General features: G+C 59.0%; 16 protein-coding genes and 1 tRNA gene. 8 read left to right on the forward strand and 9 right to left on the reverse strand.

The window, feature by feature from the left end; all coding sequences use genetic code 11:
- Nucleotides 1-8: 8 nt before the first annotated feature.
- Nucleotides 9-1541: a M91 family zinc metallopeptidase gene (locus ACA065_RS14090; RefSeq protein ID WP_497695036.1), complete on the reverse strand. Its 1533-nt coding sequence runs from the start codon at nucleotides 1539-1541 to the stop codon at nucleotides 9-11.
- Between the two features lie 204 nt (nucleotides 1542-1745).
- Nucleotides 1746-2651 (reverse strand): AraC family transcriptional regulator, encoded by a 906-nt coding sequence (locus ACA065_RS14095; RefSeq protein WP_497695037.1) that lies wholly within the window; start codon nucleotides 2649-2651, stop codon nucleotides 1746-1748.
- Nucleotides 2652-2753: 102 nt separating this feature from the next.
- On the opposite strand from ACA065_RS14095, the gene ACA065_RS14100 reads away from it, so the two are divergent.
- From ACA065_RS14100 to ACA065_RS14120, 5 genes are read left to right on the forward strand one after another with little or no spacing between them, the layout of a single operon-like run.
- Nucleotides 2754-3314, forward strand: a complete 561-nt coding sequence (locus ACA065_RS14100) for a carboxymuconolactone decarboxylase family protein (protein ID WP_497695038.1) — start codon at nucleotides 2754-2756, stop codon at nucleotides 3312-3314.
- Nucleotides 3315-3352: 38 nt separating this feature from the next.
- Nucleotides 3353-4414, forward strand: a complete 1062-nt coding sequence (locus tag ACA065_RS14105) for an acyl-CoA dehydrogenase family protein (RefSeq protein WP_497695039.1) — start codon at nucleotides 3353-3355, stop codon at nucleotides 4412-4414.
- Nucleotides 4411-5214 carry an ABC transporter ATP-binding protein gene (locus ACA065_RS14110; protein WP_497695040.1) on the forward strand — a complete coding sequence of 268 codons (804 nt, stop codon included), beginning with the start codon at nucleotides 4411-4413 and terminating at the stop codon, nucleotides 5212-5214. Before ACA065_RS14105 ends, ACA065_RS14110 begins: the two co-directional genes overlap by 4 nt.
- Nucleotides 5201-6400 (forward strand): ABC transporter substrate-binding protein, encoded by a 1200-nt coding sequence (locus ACA065_RS14115; RefSeq protein WP_497695041.1) that lies wholly within the window; start codon nucleotides 5201-5203, stop codon nucleotides 6398-6400. The genes ACA065_RS14110 and ACA065_RS14115 overlap by 14 nt, the downstream gene beginning before the upstream one ends.
- A gap of 11 nt (nucleotides 6401-6411) precedes the next feature.
- The gene (locus tag ACA065_RS14120) at nucleotides 6412-7158 is read left to right on the forward strand and encodes an ABC transporter permease (protein ID WP_497695349.1); all 747 of its coding nucleotides are present in this window, start codon (nucleotides 6412-6414) and stop codon (nucleotides 7156-7158) included.
- 50 nt (nucleotides 7159-7208) lie between these two features.
- Here ACA065_RS14120 and ACA065_RS14125 read toward each other — a convergent pair whose 3' ends face one another.
- Nucleotides 7209-10757, reverse strand: coding sequence for a membrane-targeted effector domain-containing toxin (locus ACA065_RS14125; RefSeq protein ID WP_497695042.1), 3549 nt, complete (start codon nucleotides 10755-10757; stop codon nucleotides 7209-7211).
- Nucleotides 10758-11040: 283 nt separating this feature from the next.
- Entirely contained in the window at nucleotides 11041-11178 is a 138-nt protein-coding gene (locus tag ACA065_RS14130; protein ID WP_165447632.1) for a hypothetical protein, read from the reverse strand.
- A gap of 172 nt (nucleotides 11179-11350) precedes the next feature.
- Between ACA065_RS14130 and ACA065_RS14135 the strand changes: the two genes are divergently transcribed.
- Entirely contained in the window at nucleotides 11351-11545 is a 195-nt protein-coding gene (locus ACA065_RS14135) for a hypothetical protein (protein WP_192300440.1), read from the forward strand.
- A 7-nt stretch (nucleotides 11546-11552) separates the two neighbouring features.
- Here the strand turns inward: ACA065_RS14135 and ACA065_RS14140 are convergent, their stop codons facing one another.
- On the reverse strand, nucleotides 11553-11933 hold the full coding sequence (locus ACA065_RS14140) for a fe2+ zn2+ uptake regulation protein (RefSeq protein WP_497695043.1): 381 nt from the start codon (nucleotides 11931-11933) through the stop codon (nucleotides 11553-11555).
- A 238-nt stretch (nucleotides 11934-12171) separates the two neighbouring features.
- Here ACA065_RS14140 and pvdQ point away from each other — a divergent pair, with 238 nt between their 5' ends.
- Both pvdQ and ACA065_RS14150 read left to right on the forward strand, forming a co-directional pair.
- On the forward strand, nucleotides 12172-14451 hold the full coding sequence (gene pvdQ / locus ACA065_RS14145) for a bifunctional acylase PvdQ (protein ID WP_497695044.1): 2280 nt from the start codon (nucleotides 12172-12174) through the stop codon (nucleotides 14449-14451).
- 212 nt (nucleotides 14452-14663) lie between these two features.
- Nucleotides 14664-14737: transfer RNA gene (locus ACA065_RS14150), tRNA-Cys, on the forward strand.
- A gap of 105 nt (nucleotides 14738-14842) precedes the next feature.
- Here the strand turns inward: ACA065_RS14150 and ACA065_RS14155 are convergent.
- The 4 genes from ACA065_RS14155 to ACA065_RS14170 form a co-directional block, all read right to left on the reverse strand.
- Nucleotides 14843-15091 (reverse strand): DUF6124 family protein, encoded by a 249-nt coding sequence (locus tag ACA065_RS14155; RefSeq protein WP_159956263.1) that lies wholly within the window; start codon nucleotides 15089-15091, stop codon nucleotides 14843-14845.
- 745 nt (nucleotides 15092-15836) lie between these two features.
- Nucleotides 15837-16127 (reverse strand): hypothetical protein, encoded by a 291-nt coding sequence (locus ACA065_RS14160; RefSeq protein ID WP_497695045.1) that lies wholly within the window; start codon nucleotides 16125-16127, stop codon nucleotides 15837-15839.
- Complete coding sequence (locus ACA065_RS14165; protein WP_497695046.1) at nucleotides 16128-16664, reverse strand: GNAT family N-acetyltransferase; 537 nt, start codon at nucleotides 16662-16664, stop codon at nucleotides 16128-16130. It abuts the gene before it with no gap.
- A 15-nt stretch (nucleotides 16665-16679) separates the two neighbouring features.
- Entirely contained in the window at nucleotides 16680-17429 is a 750-nt protein-coding gene (locus tag ACA065_RS14170) for a glucose 1-dehydrogenase (protein WP_497695047.1), read from the reverse strand.
- Nucleotides 17430-17507: the final 78 nt, after the last annotated feature.

The following is a 17507-nucleotide window of genomic DNA, read 5'->3' on the forward strand; positions in this document are numbered from 1 at the left end:
CCCATAGGTCAGACAAGGTAGCTGTTACGCAAAGGCCTGCCCATTTCACGGTGCATGCCATTTTCCGTGAAGTGCTCGGGGTTGGTCGTGGTGGGTGGGGTAGCGGCGGCGTTATCGAAGTCAAAAGGCTGTGCGGTACTGGGCAGGCCGACGACCTGGAGTTCAAGGTTCCTGACAAAACCTGAGAAGTTGCGGTCGTACGCCGAACGGTCCCAGGTTTTGCCGGGTAGGGTTGTACCCGTCGCACCGTTGTAGGCATGCCCGATTTCATGCACCAGGCCTACCACCGGCGGGATGAACAGCAGGCCTCTTGGGTCGCCCACAACCTTTGGGTCGTAACCCAGCAACCCTGCATCGGCGCGTGAGCCGGGCGTGTTGTGAGTGACCATCCCATTTCTGGAGTCTTCAGGCGCTAGGGTGCGTTTACCTGCACGTTGCGCGCTGCTCAGTTCACGGCTGCGAAACCGATAATGGCTGCCCTCGGTGGATTCCTGAATCTGGACGTGGCCCCCGGCTTTCAGGGCTTCTTTGTCCATGTCCGCCAGTATCTTTTGCCCAGTGGGCGAGCTGCGCAGGAACTCGAAATCGTCGGTTACCCGTTGTATGAATTCGGCGCGACCATTGACCTTGAAGCCGCCATTGCCGGCGACGCTGCCCTTGACCTCGGTAAACATAGAGCCTTGGGAACGCTCGTAGGTATCGCCAGCTTGGGCGTAAATAAGATCACCGCGCCGGTTGTGCCAGATCTGGTCCTGACCTTTGCCGGTGTAGAACGTGGTGCGGTCGTGCCCCAGCAAATGATCGTTTCCCATACCGCCGTGAAGGATCGTATGCCCGTTGCCGGCATACAGCTGGTCGTTGCCATTTCCGCCGTCTACATAGCTTTGTTTGCTGGCGCAACCTCTGCCGGCATAGAGGCGATCATCACCGTTGTTGCCGTAGATGACCGCATTGCCCGTTCCGCCAACGATCAAATCATTGCCGTCATTGCCTTCGGCGTAACCGGTGCCCGCGCCCAGCCAAAGCTTGTCGTCGCCTGCACCGCCCAGCAGCCTGGTAATACCTGCACCGGCAATGAGGGTGTCATGCCCATCACCCCCTTCGACAGTGACAGAGTTGCTGACGCTTGGGCTGATGGAGACAAGGTCATTCCCGGCGTGAGTCTTGATATGCAGCTCGAGGGGCTCGCCGTTTTTGCCCTTGGCGTCAAACGCGTACGACCTGCCATTGATCTGAATTTGCAGACTGCCGTCGGGGTGTTTGCTGACATGAACCGTGTCGGCAGCACTACCGGTTTCCACCACCAGGGTGATGCGCTCAATCTTGGGCGGGCGAACTGACAGATCCCACTTGGCCTCCTGCGTGATTTTTACGTAACCGTCGTTGTGCACGCTCTCGCTGTGGGTTCGAGTGCGTCCTGTGCCGGGTGCGGAAAAGCTGGGGACGGTGTAAATCGACACGTGGGGCGCCGGCTCCGTTGTGTCGCGCTTGTGCAGGCGGTTGTCGGGCTGCGCGGCGTAGCTAGGCCGAGTTGGGGTCATCGTCCGGTGTTCCGTTGTCTGTCAGGTAGGGACCATTGTGTGGGCCCCGCGAACAAGACAGTTCCTTGCTCTTTCAGCCGGCACGTACATCCGCTATCGGCGTGTCGGCGCTGCAGTAGATTCCCTTCCCTTGAGGGCTGCGGTCGAATTTGTAACGTTGGCGTAACGGTTTACCGCGCGCCTGCCCTGGCAGGGTTTGCGACGCTAGGCCTGAGCCTTGCGGTAGGCGCCGGGCTGCTGCCCGGTGACCTTGTGAAACGCCCGGGTAAACGCCGCCACCGATTGGTAACCGACTGCCAGCGCCACATCCGCCACCGTCTGGTCTTCCTTGAACAGCCGACACGCATGGCGCATGCGCATCATCAGCAGCACCTGCCCGGGTGATTGGCCACACAGCTCGTTAAACCGTTTGAAAAACGCCGAGCGCGACAGCCCGGTGCAGGCCGCCATGCTTTCCAACGTCCAGGCATCGGCGGGGCGAGCGATCAGTTGTTCCAACAGCTTGGCGAACGCCGGCTGCCGGCCCAGGGCAGCGAGGCCGCCAAGTTCGGTGTTGTCGAGTACTTGCTGGCGCAGCACGTACAGAAACAACAGGTGGCAAAGGCGTTCGAGCAGCGCGGAAGAAGGCGCCGGGGTGCGTTCGCACTCTTGCAGGATCAACTCGAACAGGTTGCGCGCGGCGGTCAGCGAAGGGTCGCCGGCACGCAGGATGATCCAGGCGGGCAGGGTGTCGACGATCAGCGCCGATAAGCCGGAATGGAAGTGAAAAAAGCCGCAGACCAGGCCCACGCCATCATTGGCGGCGCTGTCCAGCGGTAGCATCGGGCGGCGCGGGCATTCCTGCGCGGCGGCCGCCGTCGCTTCGCCAGACAGCTGATAAACCAAGTCGCGCAGTAGAAATACCGCGTCGCCATTGTTCAAGTGGTGCGGGCCAGGTTCACCGTCGATATGCAGCCAGCACTGGCCTTGCACGATCAGGTGGAAACTCGCCCTGGCCAGGCCATGGGTGCTCGCGTGCCAATCGCCGCAGTAACGCCCCACGTGGAACAAACTGGTGTTGAGTTCGAGGCTGTCTAATAACCAATCGACAAGTGCACTGGACGAATTCATCTAAGCGAAAGACTCTAGAGCAAGTAATCGCTACTTTAGCCTATTGAGACGATTTTTTATAACCAACAGACTGGGTACACGAACCCATCAGGAGACCACTCCATGTCCCGTGTACCGTTGTTGACGCCGGAAACCGCACCAGAAGCTGCCAAACCCTTCCTGGAAAACGCCCTGAAAGGCTCGGGCTTCATTCCGAATCTGCTCGCCGTATTGGCCAACGCACCGGCAGCTCTGGAAACCTATATCACCGTCTCCGGCCTCAACGCCAAGGCTGAGCTGAGCCTGGCCGACCGCGAAGTGGTGCAATTGATTGCCGCCACTACCCACGGCTGCGACTTCTGCGTGGCCGGCCACACCGCCGTCGCGCGCCACAAGGCCAAGCTGCCGGAGGCGGTGATTGATGCGCTGCGCCAGCAAGGTGAATTGCCCAATGCCCGCTATGAGACACTCGCCGCCTTCACCCGTGAAGTGATCGCCACACGCGGTGACGTCAGCGACGCAGGTTTCGAGGCGTTCCGTGCTGCCGGCTATTCCGAAGGCCAGGCCCTGGAAGTTATTTTGGGCGTAAGCCTGGCAACCCTGTGCAACTTCGCTAACGTGTTTGCCCGTACGCCGCTGAACCCGGAGCTGACGCAATACCGTTGGGAAAAACCGGCAAGCTGAATGGGCGATGGTCTACCTGCTGTAATAAGGAGAAACGAATGCTTGACCCAATCTTGAGCCGTTGGCTCGACGTTCAAGCGCAGGCCCTGGACGTGGGCAGTTGCGATCCACAGGAAGTGCTGCCACGGCTGGCAGAAGCCAATGTATTACGTATCGGCGTGCCAAAAGCCCTCGGCGGCCTGGGCGGCGATGTGACCGGTGCGGTGGAGGCCATCGCCAATGTTGCCAGCCATTCCCTGGCGGCGGCGTTTGTGTGCTGGGGCCAGCGGTCTTTTATCGAGTATTTGTTGCAGAGCCCCAATGAGCGGCTGCGCGAGCAACTGTTGCCGGACTTGCTCAGCGGCAAACTGGCCGGGGCCACCGGGCTGTCGAACGCGATGAAGTTTTTGTCAGGCATCGAGACCCTGCAAATCAGCGCCGAGCCGACCGAGGACGGCTGGACCCTCAACGGTCGTCTGCATTGGGTGACCAACCTGCGCAAGAACGGCTTTGTGGCCGCGGCGGCCATCGAGCATGCCGGGGGCGGCGCGCCGTTTATCCTGGCGATTCCGGATTCGGTGGCGGGCTTGCAGCGCTCGCGCGACCTGGAACTGCTGGGGTTGCAATCAAGCAACACGGCAGCCCTTGGTTTGGAAGGCGTTGAGCTGAGCCGTGACTGGTTGTTGCATGAGGATGCGCGCAAGTTCCTCCCGGCGGTACGCCCGGCGTTTCTGGGCTTGCAATGCGGTATGTCGATCGGCCTGGCCCGGCGTTCGCTGGCGGAAGTGGCCAACCATTTGGGGTCGAGCCGCACGGTGTTGCGCGATGAGTTGGAAGCGCTGCGCGTGACCCTGGACCATTTGGTAGACGACCTGAAAAAAGGCCTGCTGGCAGGGCGATTTACCGCCGAGCCAGTGCCCTTGTTCAAGCTGCGTATCGCCCTGGCGGAAACCGCTGCGAGTGCCGTGCAGCTTGAGCTTCAGGCCAGCGGCGGCAAGGCTTACCTCACTGCCCACGGCAGCGGTTTTGCACGGCGCTGGCGCGAGTCGGCCTTCGTGCCCATCGTCACGCCGAGCCTGGTGCAACTGCGCACCGAGCTGCAACGCCAGGCTGCGCTATGAGCCAGGCGGTATTGAGTGCCCAGGGGATTTGCCTGGGGTATGCCAGTGGCCCGGTGCTGCAAGGGTTTGACTTGCACTTGCAGGCGGGTGAAGTGGTGTCGATCCTTGGTCCCAGCGGCGTCGGCAAGTCCAGCCTGTTGCGCGTGCTCGCCGGTTTGCAGACGCCCCAGGGCGGTGGCGTGCAGGTGCTGGGCGAGCCGCTGGACGGCCCGCATCCACGCGTGGCGGTGGCCTTTCAAGACCCCAGCCTGTTGCCCTGGCTGAACCTGGAAAAAAACGTTGCCTTTGGTTTGGATTTTGCCCGCCAACCGCATTTGAGCCCTGAAGAACGGCGCCGCCGTGTTGACCACGCCATCGCCGCGGTGGGGCTGGAACATGCGCGTCAGCAGTTCCCGGCGCAGTTGTCCGGCGGGATGGCGCAGCGCACGGCGTTGGCCCGCTGCCTGGCGCGGCAGCCGCAAGTGTTATTGCTGGATGAGCCGTTCGGCGCATTGGATGAAGTCACCCGCACCGACATGCAGCACCTGCTGCTCAAGGTCAACCGCGAGCAAGGCTCGGCGGCGGTATTGATTACTCACGATATTGATGAAGCGCTGCTGCTGTCCGACCGTATCCTGCTGCTGGGCAACCGCCCGGCACGCACGCTGGGCGAATGGCACATCGACCTGGCGCAACCGCGCGAAGAGCAGGTAGAGGCTATCGGCGCGCTGCGTATCGACATCTTGAAAACCTTACGGCAGGCGAGCCGCCCTCAACCCAACCCTCTTGAACAACTGGAGCCCAGCTATGTGTCTGGATGACCTGACCCACTCGCGCCGCGACTTTCTCAAACTCTCGGCGGTGCTCAGCGCCGCCGGTGCCTTACCGCTGCTGAGCAGCTTGCAAGCCCGCGCCGCCAGCGAGCCGGACGCGCCGGTACGCATCGGCTACTTGCCGATCACCGACGCCACGCCGCTGTTGGTTGCGCATAACAATGGCCTGTTCGAAGCCGAAGGCATCAAGGCCGAGCGCCCGGTGCTGTTACGCAGTTGGGCGCAGGTGATCGAGGCGTTTATTTCCGGGCAGGTCAACGTGATTCACCTGTTGTCGCCGATGACGGTGTGGGCGCGCTATGGCAGCCAAGTGCCAGCCAAAGTGGTGGCCTGGAACCACGTCGGCGGCTCAGGCTTGACGGTCTCGCCAGGCATTACTGATGTGAAACAACTGGGCGGCAAATCGGTGGCGATTCCGTTCTGGTACTCGATCCACAACGTGGTGGTGCAGCAACTGTTTCGCGATAACGGCCTGACACCCGTGGCACGCGCTGCCGGCTCTGCCATTGCCGCCAATGAAGTCAACCTGATCGTGTTGCCGCCCTCCGACATGCCCCCGGCCTTGGCCAGCAGCCGTATCGACGGCTACATCGTCGCCGAGCCGTTCAACGCCCTGGCGGAAAACCTCAAGGTCGGTCGCGTGCAGCGCTTTACCGGCGACGTGTGGCGCAACCACGCGTGCTGCGTGGTGTTTATGCACGAGCACGACCTGACCAATCGCCCGCAATGGTCGCAAAAGGTGGTGAATGCCATCGTCAAGGCGCAGGTGTGGACGCGCGACAACCGCGAAGAGGCGGTGAAGCTGTTGTCCAAGGACGGCCCGAACCGCTACACGCCACATGCAGAGCCGGTGTTGAGCAAAGTATTGGCCCCGGCTGCCGGCGACCGCGCCGCTTACCTGGCCGATGGCGCGATCCAGCACGCCAATTGGGACGAGCACCGCATCGACTTCCAGCCTTACCCATTCCCCAGCTACACCGAAGAACTGGTACGGCGCTTGAAGGACACGTTGATCGAAGGCGACAAGAAGTTCCTCGCCGACCTCGACCCGACCTTCGTCGCCAAAGACCTGGTGGATGACCGGTTTGTGCGCAACGCAATCGAGTCGGTGGGCGGTATGAAAACCTTCGGCCTGCCGGATGGCTATGAACGGCACGAGGAGATTGGCGTTTGAAAACCGGCAGAATCCCGGGCTGGTTGCTGGGGCTGAGTGGCTTGGCGGGTTTGCTGTGTGTGTGGTGGCTGGGCGTGAAGATACTCGGCGACGCCGACGGCTTGTCGGCGCGCTTCTCACTGGCGGCGACCTGCAGCAGCCTGTGGGAATTACTCGGGCGCGGCGAACTGTATCTGCACATCGCGGTGAGCCTGAAACGTATCTTCGTCGGGTTGTTCCTGGCGTTGCTGGTGGGCGTGCCGCTGGGGTTGCTGGTGGGCAGTTCGCGCAACCTTGAGGCGGCGACGACGCCGGCCTTCCAGTTTTTGCGAATGATTTCACCGCTGTCCTGGATGCCCATCGTGGTGATGTTGATGGGTGTGGGCGATCAGCCGATCTACTTCCTGCTGGCCTTTGCCGCCGTGTGGCCGATCATGCTCAACACTGCCGCCGGCGTGCGTCAGCTGGACCCGCGCTGGTTGCAGTTGAGTAAGAGCCTGAGTGCGACACGCTGGGAAACCTTGCGTCGGGTGATTATTCCCGGTGTCGTGGGGCATGTGCTGACCGGCGTGCGACTGGCCATCGGGATTGTGTGGATTGTGCTGGTGCCGTGCGAAATGCTCGGGGTCAGTGCGGGGCTGGGCTACTACATCCTCGACACGCGTGACCGGCTGGCGTATTCAGAGTTGATGGCGATGGTGCTGTTGATCGGGCTGCTGGGCTTTGCCCTCGATGCGTTTGCACGCTGGTTGCATCAGCGCTGGGTGCACGCGGGCTGATTGAGTCAGCACGTGCCTGCCGGCTGCGCAGGCACTTGCTCAAGGCTACGTCAGGGCCGCTCTGGCATAAAGATTTGCAGGTCCCCCGCCATGTCCACTGCATCATCGATAGCGCCCATCGGGTCAGGACGATTGCCCACCGATTGTGTGCCATAGCCCACCTTCATACCCGCTCGTTCGTACACGCCGATGCCGATGCCTCCGGTTGCCTCCGCCAGGCCCGTCACACCTTGAGTGGTGTTGATGTGTTGGCGCCCCACCAAGGCAATCACTTTGCCCTTGTGTGTGTGCTGTTCAAGCTCGCGCGCGGCGTAGTAGTTGAATTCCTTGAGCCGCTGCAGGTTTCGGTCGGCGGTGCTTTGGCCCGTATAGAAACTGCGGTCATGCCGGTGGCGCGTTAGATAAAAGTGGTCGAGTGGCACGACCTCGATGCCGTTATCCTGGAATTTTTTGATCAGCGTTTGCAAATTCAAATCCGGGTCGTTAGCTCTAAGGCCGAGGCCGGTATGGCCCATTCCGTCATCCTTGAGCAGCCCCTTATTGTCATAAACGACGCCCTCAATACCGATTACCTTGACGTTCTTACGCTTGAACAACGCAATGTTCTCGTCCAGCGTGCGGAAGGTGGCCAGGCTCGAGTGGTTCTCGCCAAATACCACGATATTCGAGTTGTCCAAGGCTTTTTCGATCAAATCGGGCACTGTTTCGTAGGGTTTTGTTACCGGCATCGTGGGGCGATTCGTTGGGTTCAGCGGGTCCATTTTTTTATAAGAGGCATTCATCTCCTGTTCGAAACGTGCTTTTGTCGCCTGCTGCCGGCTTGGCGTGAAATGCGCTTCGGTAGGGGCCCCCTTGATGTGCCTTACGTATTCGTCGGTGACGGCGTCCAGGTGGTCGGTTTTAGTGACGACCGCTGCTGTCTTCGGTTGGCTGGTTTTTTTATAGGGGTTAAATCGGTTGCTACGGTGAGCATTCACTTGCCCCTGCTGGAAATGGGTGACAGGCGAGGGGGGCATCAACGTATGCACCGGGTTGAAATTAGTGATTGGCGTACCATAAGCGGCCTGTGTCGGTGCATCGTACGCATACCAATGGCCATGCTGCTTGACCGCACTGGCCTCGACGGTGCGCTCGCCCGCTTTGAAAGTGCCTGTTGCGGCGGAGTCAAAGTGTTTGCTCGCTTCGACCAGCTCAGCGCCTGTGGCTGTGCCCCGCAGTTTTTGAATGCCGGCACCCACGGAATCCTTGGTTTGTATGGCGAGCTTGCCGGCGCCTACCGTCAGGTCACCCAGGCCACCGAGCGGGTTGAATGCGCTGAAGGCACTCGCCCCGATGATTCGGCCGCTGTGGGCTAATTTAGAGACGGCGGTGCCGGCCTTGCCAGCCACGTTTGCCAACTTCCCCACCATACCCACACCTGCGGTGAGTAGACCGAACACATCAAACACCAGGTCGGTTGCGCCGTCCTTATAGTTGCCGTTCTTGAAATTGACGATGGCTGATCTGAGAGGGATAAGGTCGAGCAAAAACTCGCCTATCGAGGAGAGCGTGTCCCTTTGCTGTTCTGCCGCTGTTCTGCCTTGGGCCAAGCGTTTGACGGCTTCACTATCAATCCCCAGCCCCTTGACCACCGCTGCTGCCACGTTCTGAATTCGGCTGTTACTGAAGGTGTTGGGGTTTTGCGCCCAATGGGGCTTTTCCTCACGCAGGTGATCGGGTTTGTCGGGGGTATACTCCTCGATCCGGGTGACTTCGTCGGAGACATATTCGGGCTCGCGGTCTGTCGGATGGGTCAGGATTTTTTTAAGGGTGCCCTTTTCGGCGTCGTAAGAATATGACTGTTTTTTTGCGTTGTACTCGGTTTGTATCAGTATCGTCGTGCTCGAATGGAACAGACGTTCACCGACAAAAGGAACACTTGAGATCCTGTAAGAGTTTTCCTTGAAGAACTTGATGTCGCCGAAGTTGAACTGGAATCGATCCTCAAAAGGCAGCTGGATAATGGCGTTCATCATCAGTTTCTGTTTGATGTCTTTGTAGGCAGTGGTGACATTCTTGAATGCCTCGTCAAAGGCGGTAGGAATATTGTATGCAGGGCTGTTGGTGAGTTGAATAAATGCCGCGAGGTTAATGTTGTCGTCCTGCGTGCGCCAAGTGTCGTCGAGTTTCATCCCCTGCATGGTGACGTCCAGCATCGAATACCGATAAAGGAAGCGGGCGTGTGGGACCCCGGTGCCATTGTGAATACGCAGGCTTTTGGCTTCAAAGTCGATGTTTTTGTCGTAGTTCTTTTCCAGCAAGGCCAATGCCATCGCTTTTCGATTGGGCATAGGCGTTTCAAGCGGTTTGGAGGCCGCTTTCAAATCACTTTGCTGCTGGTTGAACGCTGTGCGGGCGCTCTCGACATCATCGACGACCTTCAAGCCTTCTAATGTCTGATAGGGCACCTGATTGGCAACGGCCCATTCCATCAGCACGGTTTTTTGTGCCAATTCGCTGGCGGGCGGAGTGTCTTGCGCAGCCAGCATGACCTCACCGAAACTCATCAACGCCGTCTTGCCTGGGGTCTGGGCTTCGATGCGCGCCACGGCCAGGCACAGGTTCGCCCACGCCATGCTGCCAATGGTCACGCTGGCGGGGAGGTCCTTGACCAGAAACTGGGGAGCGGCCCGTGCCAACAGCAGGCGGGCGCCCAACGCAGCCGTTTGCATGGACGCCTTGCCGCTGACGATCAGTTGTTCTGTCAGGTGGCTGATAACGAGCGCGGGCGGTCGGTTCCAGAAGGCTTGGGCATTCATATTGAAGCCTGCAATACGGCTGCGGGAAGGTTGGTCAATGGATTCGTGGTCAAGCCCCAGCTGGATGGCGGCTAATACGTAATCGTTGACGCTGGTGTCCGTGGCAATGCCATTGAGCTGGGTTTGGATCGCTTCACCCAACGCCTGCGACCTGGGTGAGTCGAGCAGTTTTCCCAAGGCTTTAGCCGGGTCTTGCCAGTCGGCGGGCGAGAGCGATACCGCGTCGGCCAGATAATCCAGCGCGCTCCAGCCGGAATTTCGCAAGGGCAAACCTTCCAGGCTCGCGCTGTTAGCTGTGACGACTTTGACCACTGCTCGTTGTTGCTCAACGCTCAGTGGCCGTGACCATGACAAGGCGCCCGCTAAATTGCCCAGTGGGTGACTTACCGGGTTTTCAGTCAATTGCTGCGCCAACTCTTTGAGGTCCGCCACCGAAAGAGGCATCAAAACATCCAGGTCCTTGATGAATGTTTCAAGGCTGACGGTCGGGCGTGTCAGTTGCTGCTCCTGGCGAAATGAAGACTGTGCGTCGATGGGCATCCAGGTCGATTTCAAGGTTGTAGCCACCTGTGCCGGCTCGGCGCCCTCTGGGAGTGTTGCGATGGCTGTATTCAGCGTCTGTACGAGGGTTTGCAGGTCACGCCAGTCCCCTATAGCGGTTTTGAGCGCCTGACGGCCGTCTGGCAGCGAGACTGTAAGGGCTGGGTCAGCATGGGTTTGCGCGGGAGGTTGCGCAACATCTGCCGAAGCAAGGGCTGGAGGGAGGTAGACGGTGGACTGCGAACTACGGGTCGAAATCATCTTTGTTCACCTGGCTGATATGCACATTGGCGCGCAGAAAGAGCAGCGTGATGCTGCCTAAAACGCGCTACTGGGTGTGCGAATCGGCGACAAGCGTTCCGGGTGAACAGGCTCGTAAAGCGTAAGCAAAGAAAACAATGTCTGCGCGTGACGTTGCCACGGCGGCGGAATCAATGGGGGCAGGGCAGTTCGGTTTTACGCAGGTTGCACCCGCAATGGGGCAGGGCGGAGGAGGGCGCCACGTGTCTCGCTTTCCGGCCTGGAAAGCGAGACAAAAGCACGGTCAGCGGTGCTCGTAGCCTCGGCCGCCGTCATAGCGGTGGTCGTGCCAGCCGCCACCGCCACCGTGTGGGAAAAAGAAGCAGCCGCTCATGCTCAGCATGATCAGCAATGGAATCAGCAGTGTGATTCGACGAAGCATTTCAACATCCTCTAGGGTACTTACAGGGTCAATCTGGCGTGGAACAAGCCAAAGCTTTTCATCGCCTGTAACATACGACCCTGTCGACCCGCATCCATCCCCGTCACTGGGTATGTGTTTGGCATGCTCGACGATACAAAGTGGATACATCTATCAGGTTCAGGAACCCGTCATGACCCAAAAGCAACGTTTGAAATATTCGATTCTGATTTCCCTTGTGGTGCTGGGGACGATGTTTGGCCTGTCCTACCTGCAGAACACCGGGGTTATCAGCGAGAAAACGTTCCAGTACATCGCCATTGGCGTGGCGGTGACCGTGGTGGTGATCAACGGCATCATGCGTCGCAAGGTCAAGCCTAACTTCTGAGTGTGACTCAGGCGCGGCCGTCGAGCACTTTGGCAGCCTCTTCGTGGAGGCTGTAGCTTTTATCGGCATTGAGGGTGATCACGCCCTCGCTGCACAGGCGCTTGAGCACCTCACGCACGCTGAGAAACGACAACGGAATGCCCAGCTCCAGCAAATGGCTGTGCACGCCGCGTACGCCAAGGGTGCGCTGGTTGTCGGCAGCGGTGAGCAGGGCGTCGATGACCTTCAGCCGAATCAGGCTGGTGCGCAAGCCGAAACACTTAAGCAAATGGCGAATACGCTGGTTGCCTTGCTGTTCGGCCGCTTTGCCGAACGCGCGGGTGCCGCCGCCAAAATTGGCGTCGGCGGCAGGTGTTGGTCCGTCCGTGGGCAGTTGCGAGTTGTACATGCAAAAAACTCCTTATCAGAGCCTGATCAGGAAAATGATGGCGCTCTTATCTAATAAGACGAACGAGCGAGCAAAATCATGAAGTGCCGGATGTAGAAATTTTGTCGGTATCGAATTTGTCACAGCGCGCGCGTCCTAAATAAACGCGCGCTACGGCTAAATTATTCCCGGTTGATTGCGTCCTTACGCAGGGGTAACTGCCCCTTGTGAGGGTGTTCAATTTGACAGTGGAGCTGGCGTGATTATGTCCAACGGGTTGTCCAAAGTGTGCGTGGCCGGGGTGTTGCTGGGCTTGAGTCTCGCCGCATCGGCGCGTGAGCAAGTGGCACAGACATCGGCGGAGATTCGTCGCACCACCTACGGCGTGCCGCATATTCGCGCCAATGACGAGCGTGGCCTGGGCTATGGCATCGGCTACGCGTATGCCCAGGACAACCTGTGCCTGCTGGCCAATGAAGTGGTCACGGTGAATGGCGAGCGCGCCAGGTTTTTCGGCCCTGAACAGGCGACCCTGGAAGAGCGCAACAACCTCGCCAGTGACGTGTTTTTCACTTGGCTGAATACACCCGAGGCGGTTGCCGCCTTCTGGAAAGCACAAACCCCGCAGATCCAGCAGCGCATTGAAGGTTACGTCGCAGGCTATAACCGTTACCTGAAAGAGCAGGGCGTGCCGGCGCAGTGTCAGGCAGCGTGGGTACGGCCGCTTGTGACCGGGGATTTGGTCAAGCTGACGCGCAGGCTGCTGGTGGAAGGCGGAGTCGGCCAATTCGCCGAAGCGTTGGTCGGCGCCACACCGCCTCAAGCCACTGCCAGTGTGCAACCCAGCGTGAAAGCCTTTGAGTTGGCCGCTGCCAATCAGCAACGCTTCAACCTCGACCGTGGCAGTAACGCCGTGGCGGTAGGCCGTGATCGTTCGTTTAATGGCCGTGGCATGCTGTTGGCCAACCCGCATTTCCCATGGGTCGGCGGCATGCGCTTTTATGAGATGCACCTGACCATTCCCGGCCAACTCGACGTGATGGGCGCCGCATTGCCGGGCTTACCGGTGATCAATATCGGCTTCAACCAGCATGTGGCCTGGACCCACACCGTCGACACCTCCAAGCATTTCACCCTGTACCGCTTGACCCTCGACCCCAAGGACGCCACGCGCTACCTGCTCGACGGCAAATCCATTGCCCTGCAGAAAACCTCGGTGACGGTGCAGGTCAGGCAAGCCGACGGCAGCCTCAAGGCCCAGCCGCATACGGTGTACAGCTCGCAATTCGGCCCCGTGGTGCAATGGCCCGGCAAGCTGGATTGGGACAACCACTACGCCTTCAGCCTGCGCGACGCCAACCTGGGCAATGACCGCGTATTACAGCAGTGGTACGCGATGAATCGCGCCACCAGCGTCAAGGCACTGCAAACCTCGGTGCACACCCTGCAAGGCATCCCGTGGGTCAACACGGTGGCCGCCGACGACCAGGGCCAGAGCCTGTACATGAACCTGTCGGTGGTGCCCAACGTCAGCGCGGCCAAACTCGCGCAGTGCAGCGACCCACGGGCCGGCCTGCAAATGATCATGCTCGATGGCGCCCACAGCGCCTGCGCCTGGGATGTAGACCCACGTGCCGCACAGCCCGGCATCTTCGCCGCCGACCAACTGCCGCAACTGCAGCGCACCGACTACGTGCAACACTCCAACGACTCGGCCTGGCTGGCCAACCCCAAGGCGCCGCTCACCGGCTTCTCGCCAGTGATCAGCCAAGACCACATCGGCCTCGGCCCACGCGCGCGCTTCGCCGTGCAACGCCTGCAATCCCTGGAAAAACAGCCGATCAGCGTGGCCGACCTGCAAAACATGGTCATGGACAACGAGGTCTATCTCGCCGGCCAAGTCATGCCCGACTTGTTGGCGTTTTGCGCCAAACAGCTCGGCGCCGACGCTGCGGCCTTGCAACCGCTGTGTGCCAGCCTGAAAGCCTGGGACCAGCGCGCCAACCTCGACAGCGGCGTCGGCCTGGTGCACTTCATCAACCTGTTCGAGCACCTGCAGCAACTCCCCGACGCCTGGCGCATCGCCTTCGACCCCGCGCAACCCCTGACCACGCCACGCGGCCTGGCCATCGACCGTGAACCCGTCGCCAAAGCCCTGCGCGAAGCCATGCTGGCTTCCACAGCAGACGTCGCCAAACTCGGCCTGACCCGCTGGGGCGACATCCAAGTCTCGGGCCAAATTCCCATCCACGGCGGGCCGCAAGAGTTGGGCATCTACAACGCCATGCAAACCGTGCCCCGCGCCGACGGCAAACGCGAAGTCGTCAGCGGCAGCAGCTACCTGCAAATCGTCACCTTCGACGACAAAGGCCCTCAAGCACTTGGTGTACTGGCATTCTCCGAATCCAGCAACCCTCAATCGAAATACGCAAAGGACCAAACCCAAGCCTTCTCCGAGAAAAAACTGCGCCCGCTGCCCTTCACCGAAGCCCAGATCAAGGCCGACCCGCAGTATCAGCAGCAGCTCATCAAGGAGTAGGGCAGGCGTGCAACCCCTTGATGCCAATACGAAATATTTTTGAAATCAAGGGGTTGCAGGCAAAAGCAAATGCGTACATAATGGCGCCCATCGAACGCAACGAAGCATTTAAAACTTCATTGTATTCAATGAGTTAGAGTAGAGGCAGGGTTCTATAGCCCACTCACGTTTTTATGCGGTGAATGTCAGTGGTAAGGGCATTGATCGTTTGAGGCCGAGTAGCAAAATGGTTATGCAGCGGATTGCAAATCCGCCTACGCCGGTTCGATTCCGACCTCGGCCTCCACTCTTAAAAGCCCCGTAGATTAATGTCTACGGGGTTTTTTATTGGCTGGAATTTAATACGTATTCCCAGCATTTGGGATGTATTGCTCAACATTTGAGCCGATAATCAGGGATTTATCGGGCTCGTTTTCTCCAGCGCGTCATTCACTAGAAGCTGCGCACTTTCAATCAAGTGGGCCAATCCGAATGTTTGGAAACGCTGCGAACCACTCGCGGTGATCGCTTGTTCATTAGCCATTACCGACGCCGATATCAGAAGCTCACAAGCATTCACTAATGCTTCTTCTGAACTCAAGTCTGGCCTCACTTTGAATACACTGGTCGGAAGGTCTTCATCAGCTGTGCGTGTTTTCATGAGTGAGATTCCAATGTGCGATTAATTGAGTGTGCATTCACAGCCGAATGCCACTGCGCAGCACTGATTTTTGCTTCAATAACTCGGTAGTTTCGATGTGTAGAAAACATCCTCTTTATCCTCAGAAAATTAAGAGGCCACCACCGCCGTTGCGACACGGGTGGGTGGTGGACCGTGCGAGGGTCGCAAACCAGTCTCTGAGGAAACCGGCCGGGCAAAAGCCCGCCTCACACGGTCCACCATAGATGCGGTGAGCAGGCACAAAAAAAGCGCCTGCTACAGAGCTATGGCGCTACCGCGCCTCAGATTACTTCAGGTTGCGACACCCGGCCACAGGATTTACTGCGACGGCGAATCCTAGCCAAATAGCTTCCTATGGCTCAACCTCGGCAGGCTGTGGGAAATGTCCGAAGCTAGACTGTGCGGCGCCACCACATTCAAAATTTGTGCTGTATCGGAAAAGATTTGGCCAAGCCCTTGAAAGCAGTGGTCTGCGCTCGATTGCAAAAGCTCTATTCATCCAATGAGCAGCGAGCCCAAGTCTTTGCGCTGTCAGGTTTACTTCGAGAGGTCGCACATGATCATGATCGTTGGATTGGCGCTCGTCGCGACAGGTGTCGTGATTTACTTGACCCGCGAAAGAGCATATTCCGGCAGGTGACGCTTTCTCTTTAGACCGGCAGTGCCGCAGTCCTGGCAAAAATGGTTCAAGGCGTTTTATGGCTTTGGTTTCATAACCATGGGGCTATTCATTATCTTTATTGAGCGGGTGCGATGAACGCAGGTCCTGCTCAGCCCTGCTGATGCGTTGCTCTTTAACTTCCCCCGCATACCCGCCGATCTTTTCCTGCTGAGCTGCCAGCAACGCACACATTTTCATCAGCGCTACCGCCTCGGCAGGGGTTCTGGCATCGGCGGCCATGGCTGTCAGCTCAACCACCGACCACCCAATCACCGCCGCTGCATCCTCAAGGTCATAAAACAGCTCCTGCTGAGCCGTCCTCGGCCCGTCGAGCCCTTGTATCAATTCGTCCATCTATTTCCCCGCCTGCGGTTGCTTCAGCGCCAATCCCATCACCATCATGCCGATTTCGGCCAGGTCTGTGTTGAACGGGATTTCACCGATTTGCTTGAAGCCAAACGCCTCATAAAAGCCCCGCGCATTTGAATTGGTTTTGAGCACGTCCAGCCACAGCAAATCTTGCCCACGCTGCACCGCCTGATCATGAATGAACTGCAACAGTTGCTTCCCATAACCGTGCCCGGCGGCAGATTTGAGGAAGTAGATTTTTTGCAGTTCAGTCCCCACGGCCCCATTAACAGGCGCGGGTGTTGACCCGTTAACTTTGGCAAACCCTACCGTTTTACCGTCACTGTCTGAGGCTATAAGCCACACATGCCGGTCAGATGCTTCAATGGATTGGCTCAGCGCATCGACTGAAAAGTCTTGATCAAGAAAAGCCTGCATACCGGCAGGCGACCAAATCGTCGAAAAATGCTCCCGGTATGTTTCGCATCCAATTTCACGCAGCACATCGATATCGGCTTTTGTCGCTTGGTGAATCTTGATCATCGGCATCCTTTCCTCTCACTTGCCCCCAGTCACGTCAAGAAACGTCCCGGTAATAAACGAAGCTTCATCGCTCGCCAGCCACAATATTGCCCGTGCCACTTCTTCGGGTTGTCCGCCGCGGCCCATGGGGATTGTGTCCCTGACCCGGTCCACCCGGCCCGGCTCTCCGCCACTGGCGTGCATGTCGGTGTAGATGTGCCCCGGGCGCACGCAGTTTACGCGGATGCCGTCCCGTGCGACTTCTTTGGCGAAGCCGATGGTGAAGGACTCCAGGGCGCCTTTTGAGGCGGCGTAGTCGACGTATTCGTTCGGGCTGCCGAGGCGGGCCGCGCCTGAGGAGATGTTGATCACCGCGCCACCACGGCCGTTGTAGCGATGGGACATGCGCTTGATGGCGTGCTGCGAACACAGCATCGGGCCGATGGCGTTGACCGCGAAGACACGTTGCATCCTTGCGAAGTCGAGGTCTTCCAGGCGCGATTGCCGCCCAAGTATGGCGGCGTTGTTGACCAGTACGTCGATGCGCCCGAACTCACGGTCAATCTCGGCGAACAATGCGGCGACGTGCGCCGGGTCTGCGCTGTCGGCGCGTATCGCCAGGGCGCGACGCCCGGCGGCTTTTACATCATTGGCCACGGCGAGGGCTGCTGCTTCGTCGGACACGAAGCTGATCGCTACATCGTAGCCGCGCTCAGCGGCCAGCCGCGCAGTGGCTGCGCCTACGCCGCGACTTCCGCCGGTGATCAGGATGACTGGGGCATTCATGGTATGAACCTCTGCAGGAGACGAAAATGGGCGACCTCAGCCGACAAAATGCAGGCTCAGGGTAGTTGATTTCCTGGC

Source organism: Pseudomonas sp. LBUM1640 (assembly GCF_059716225.1).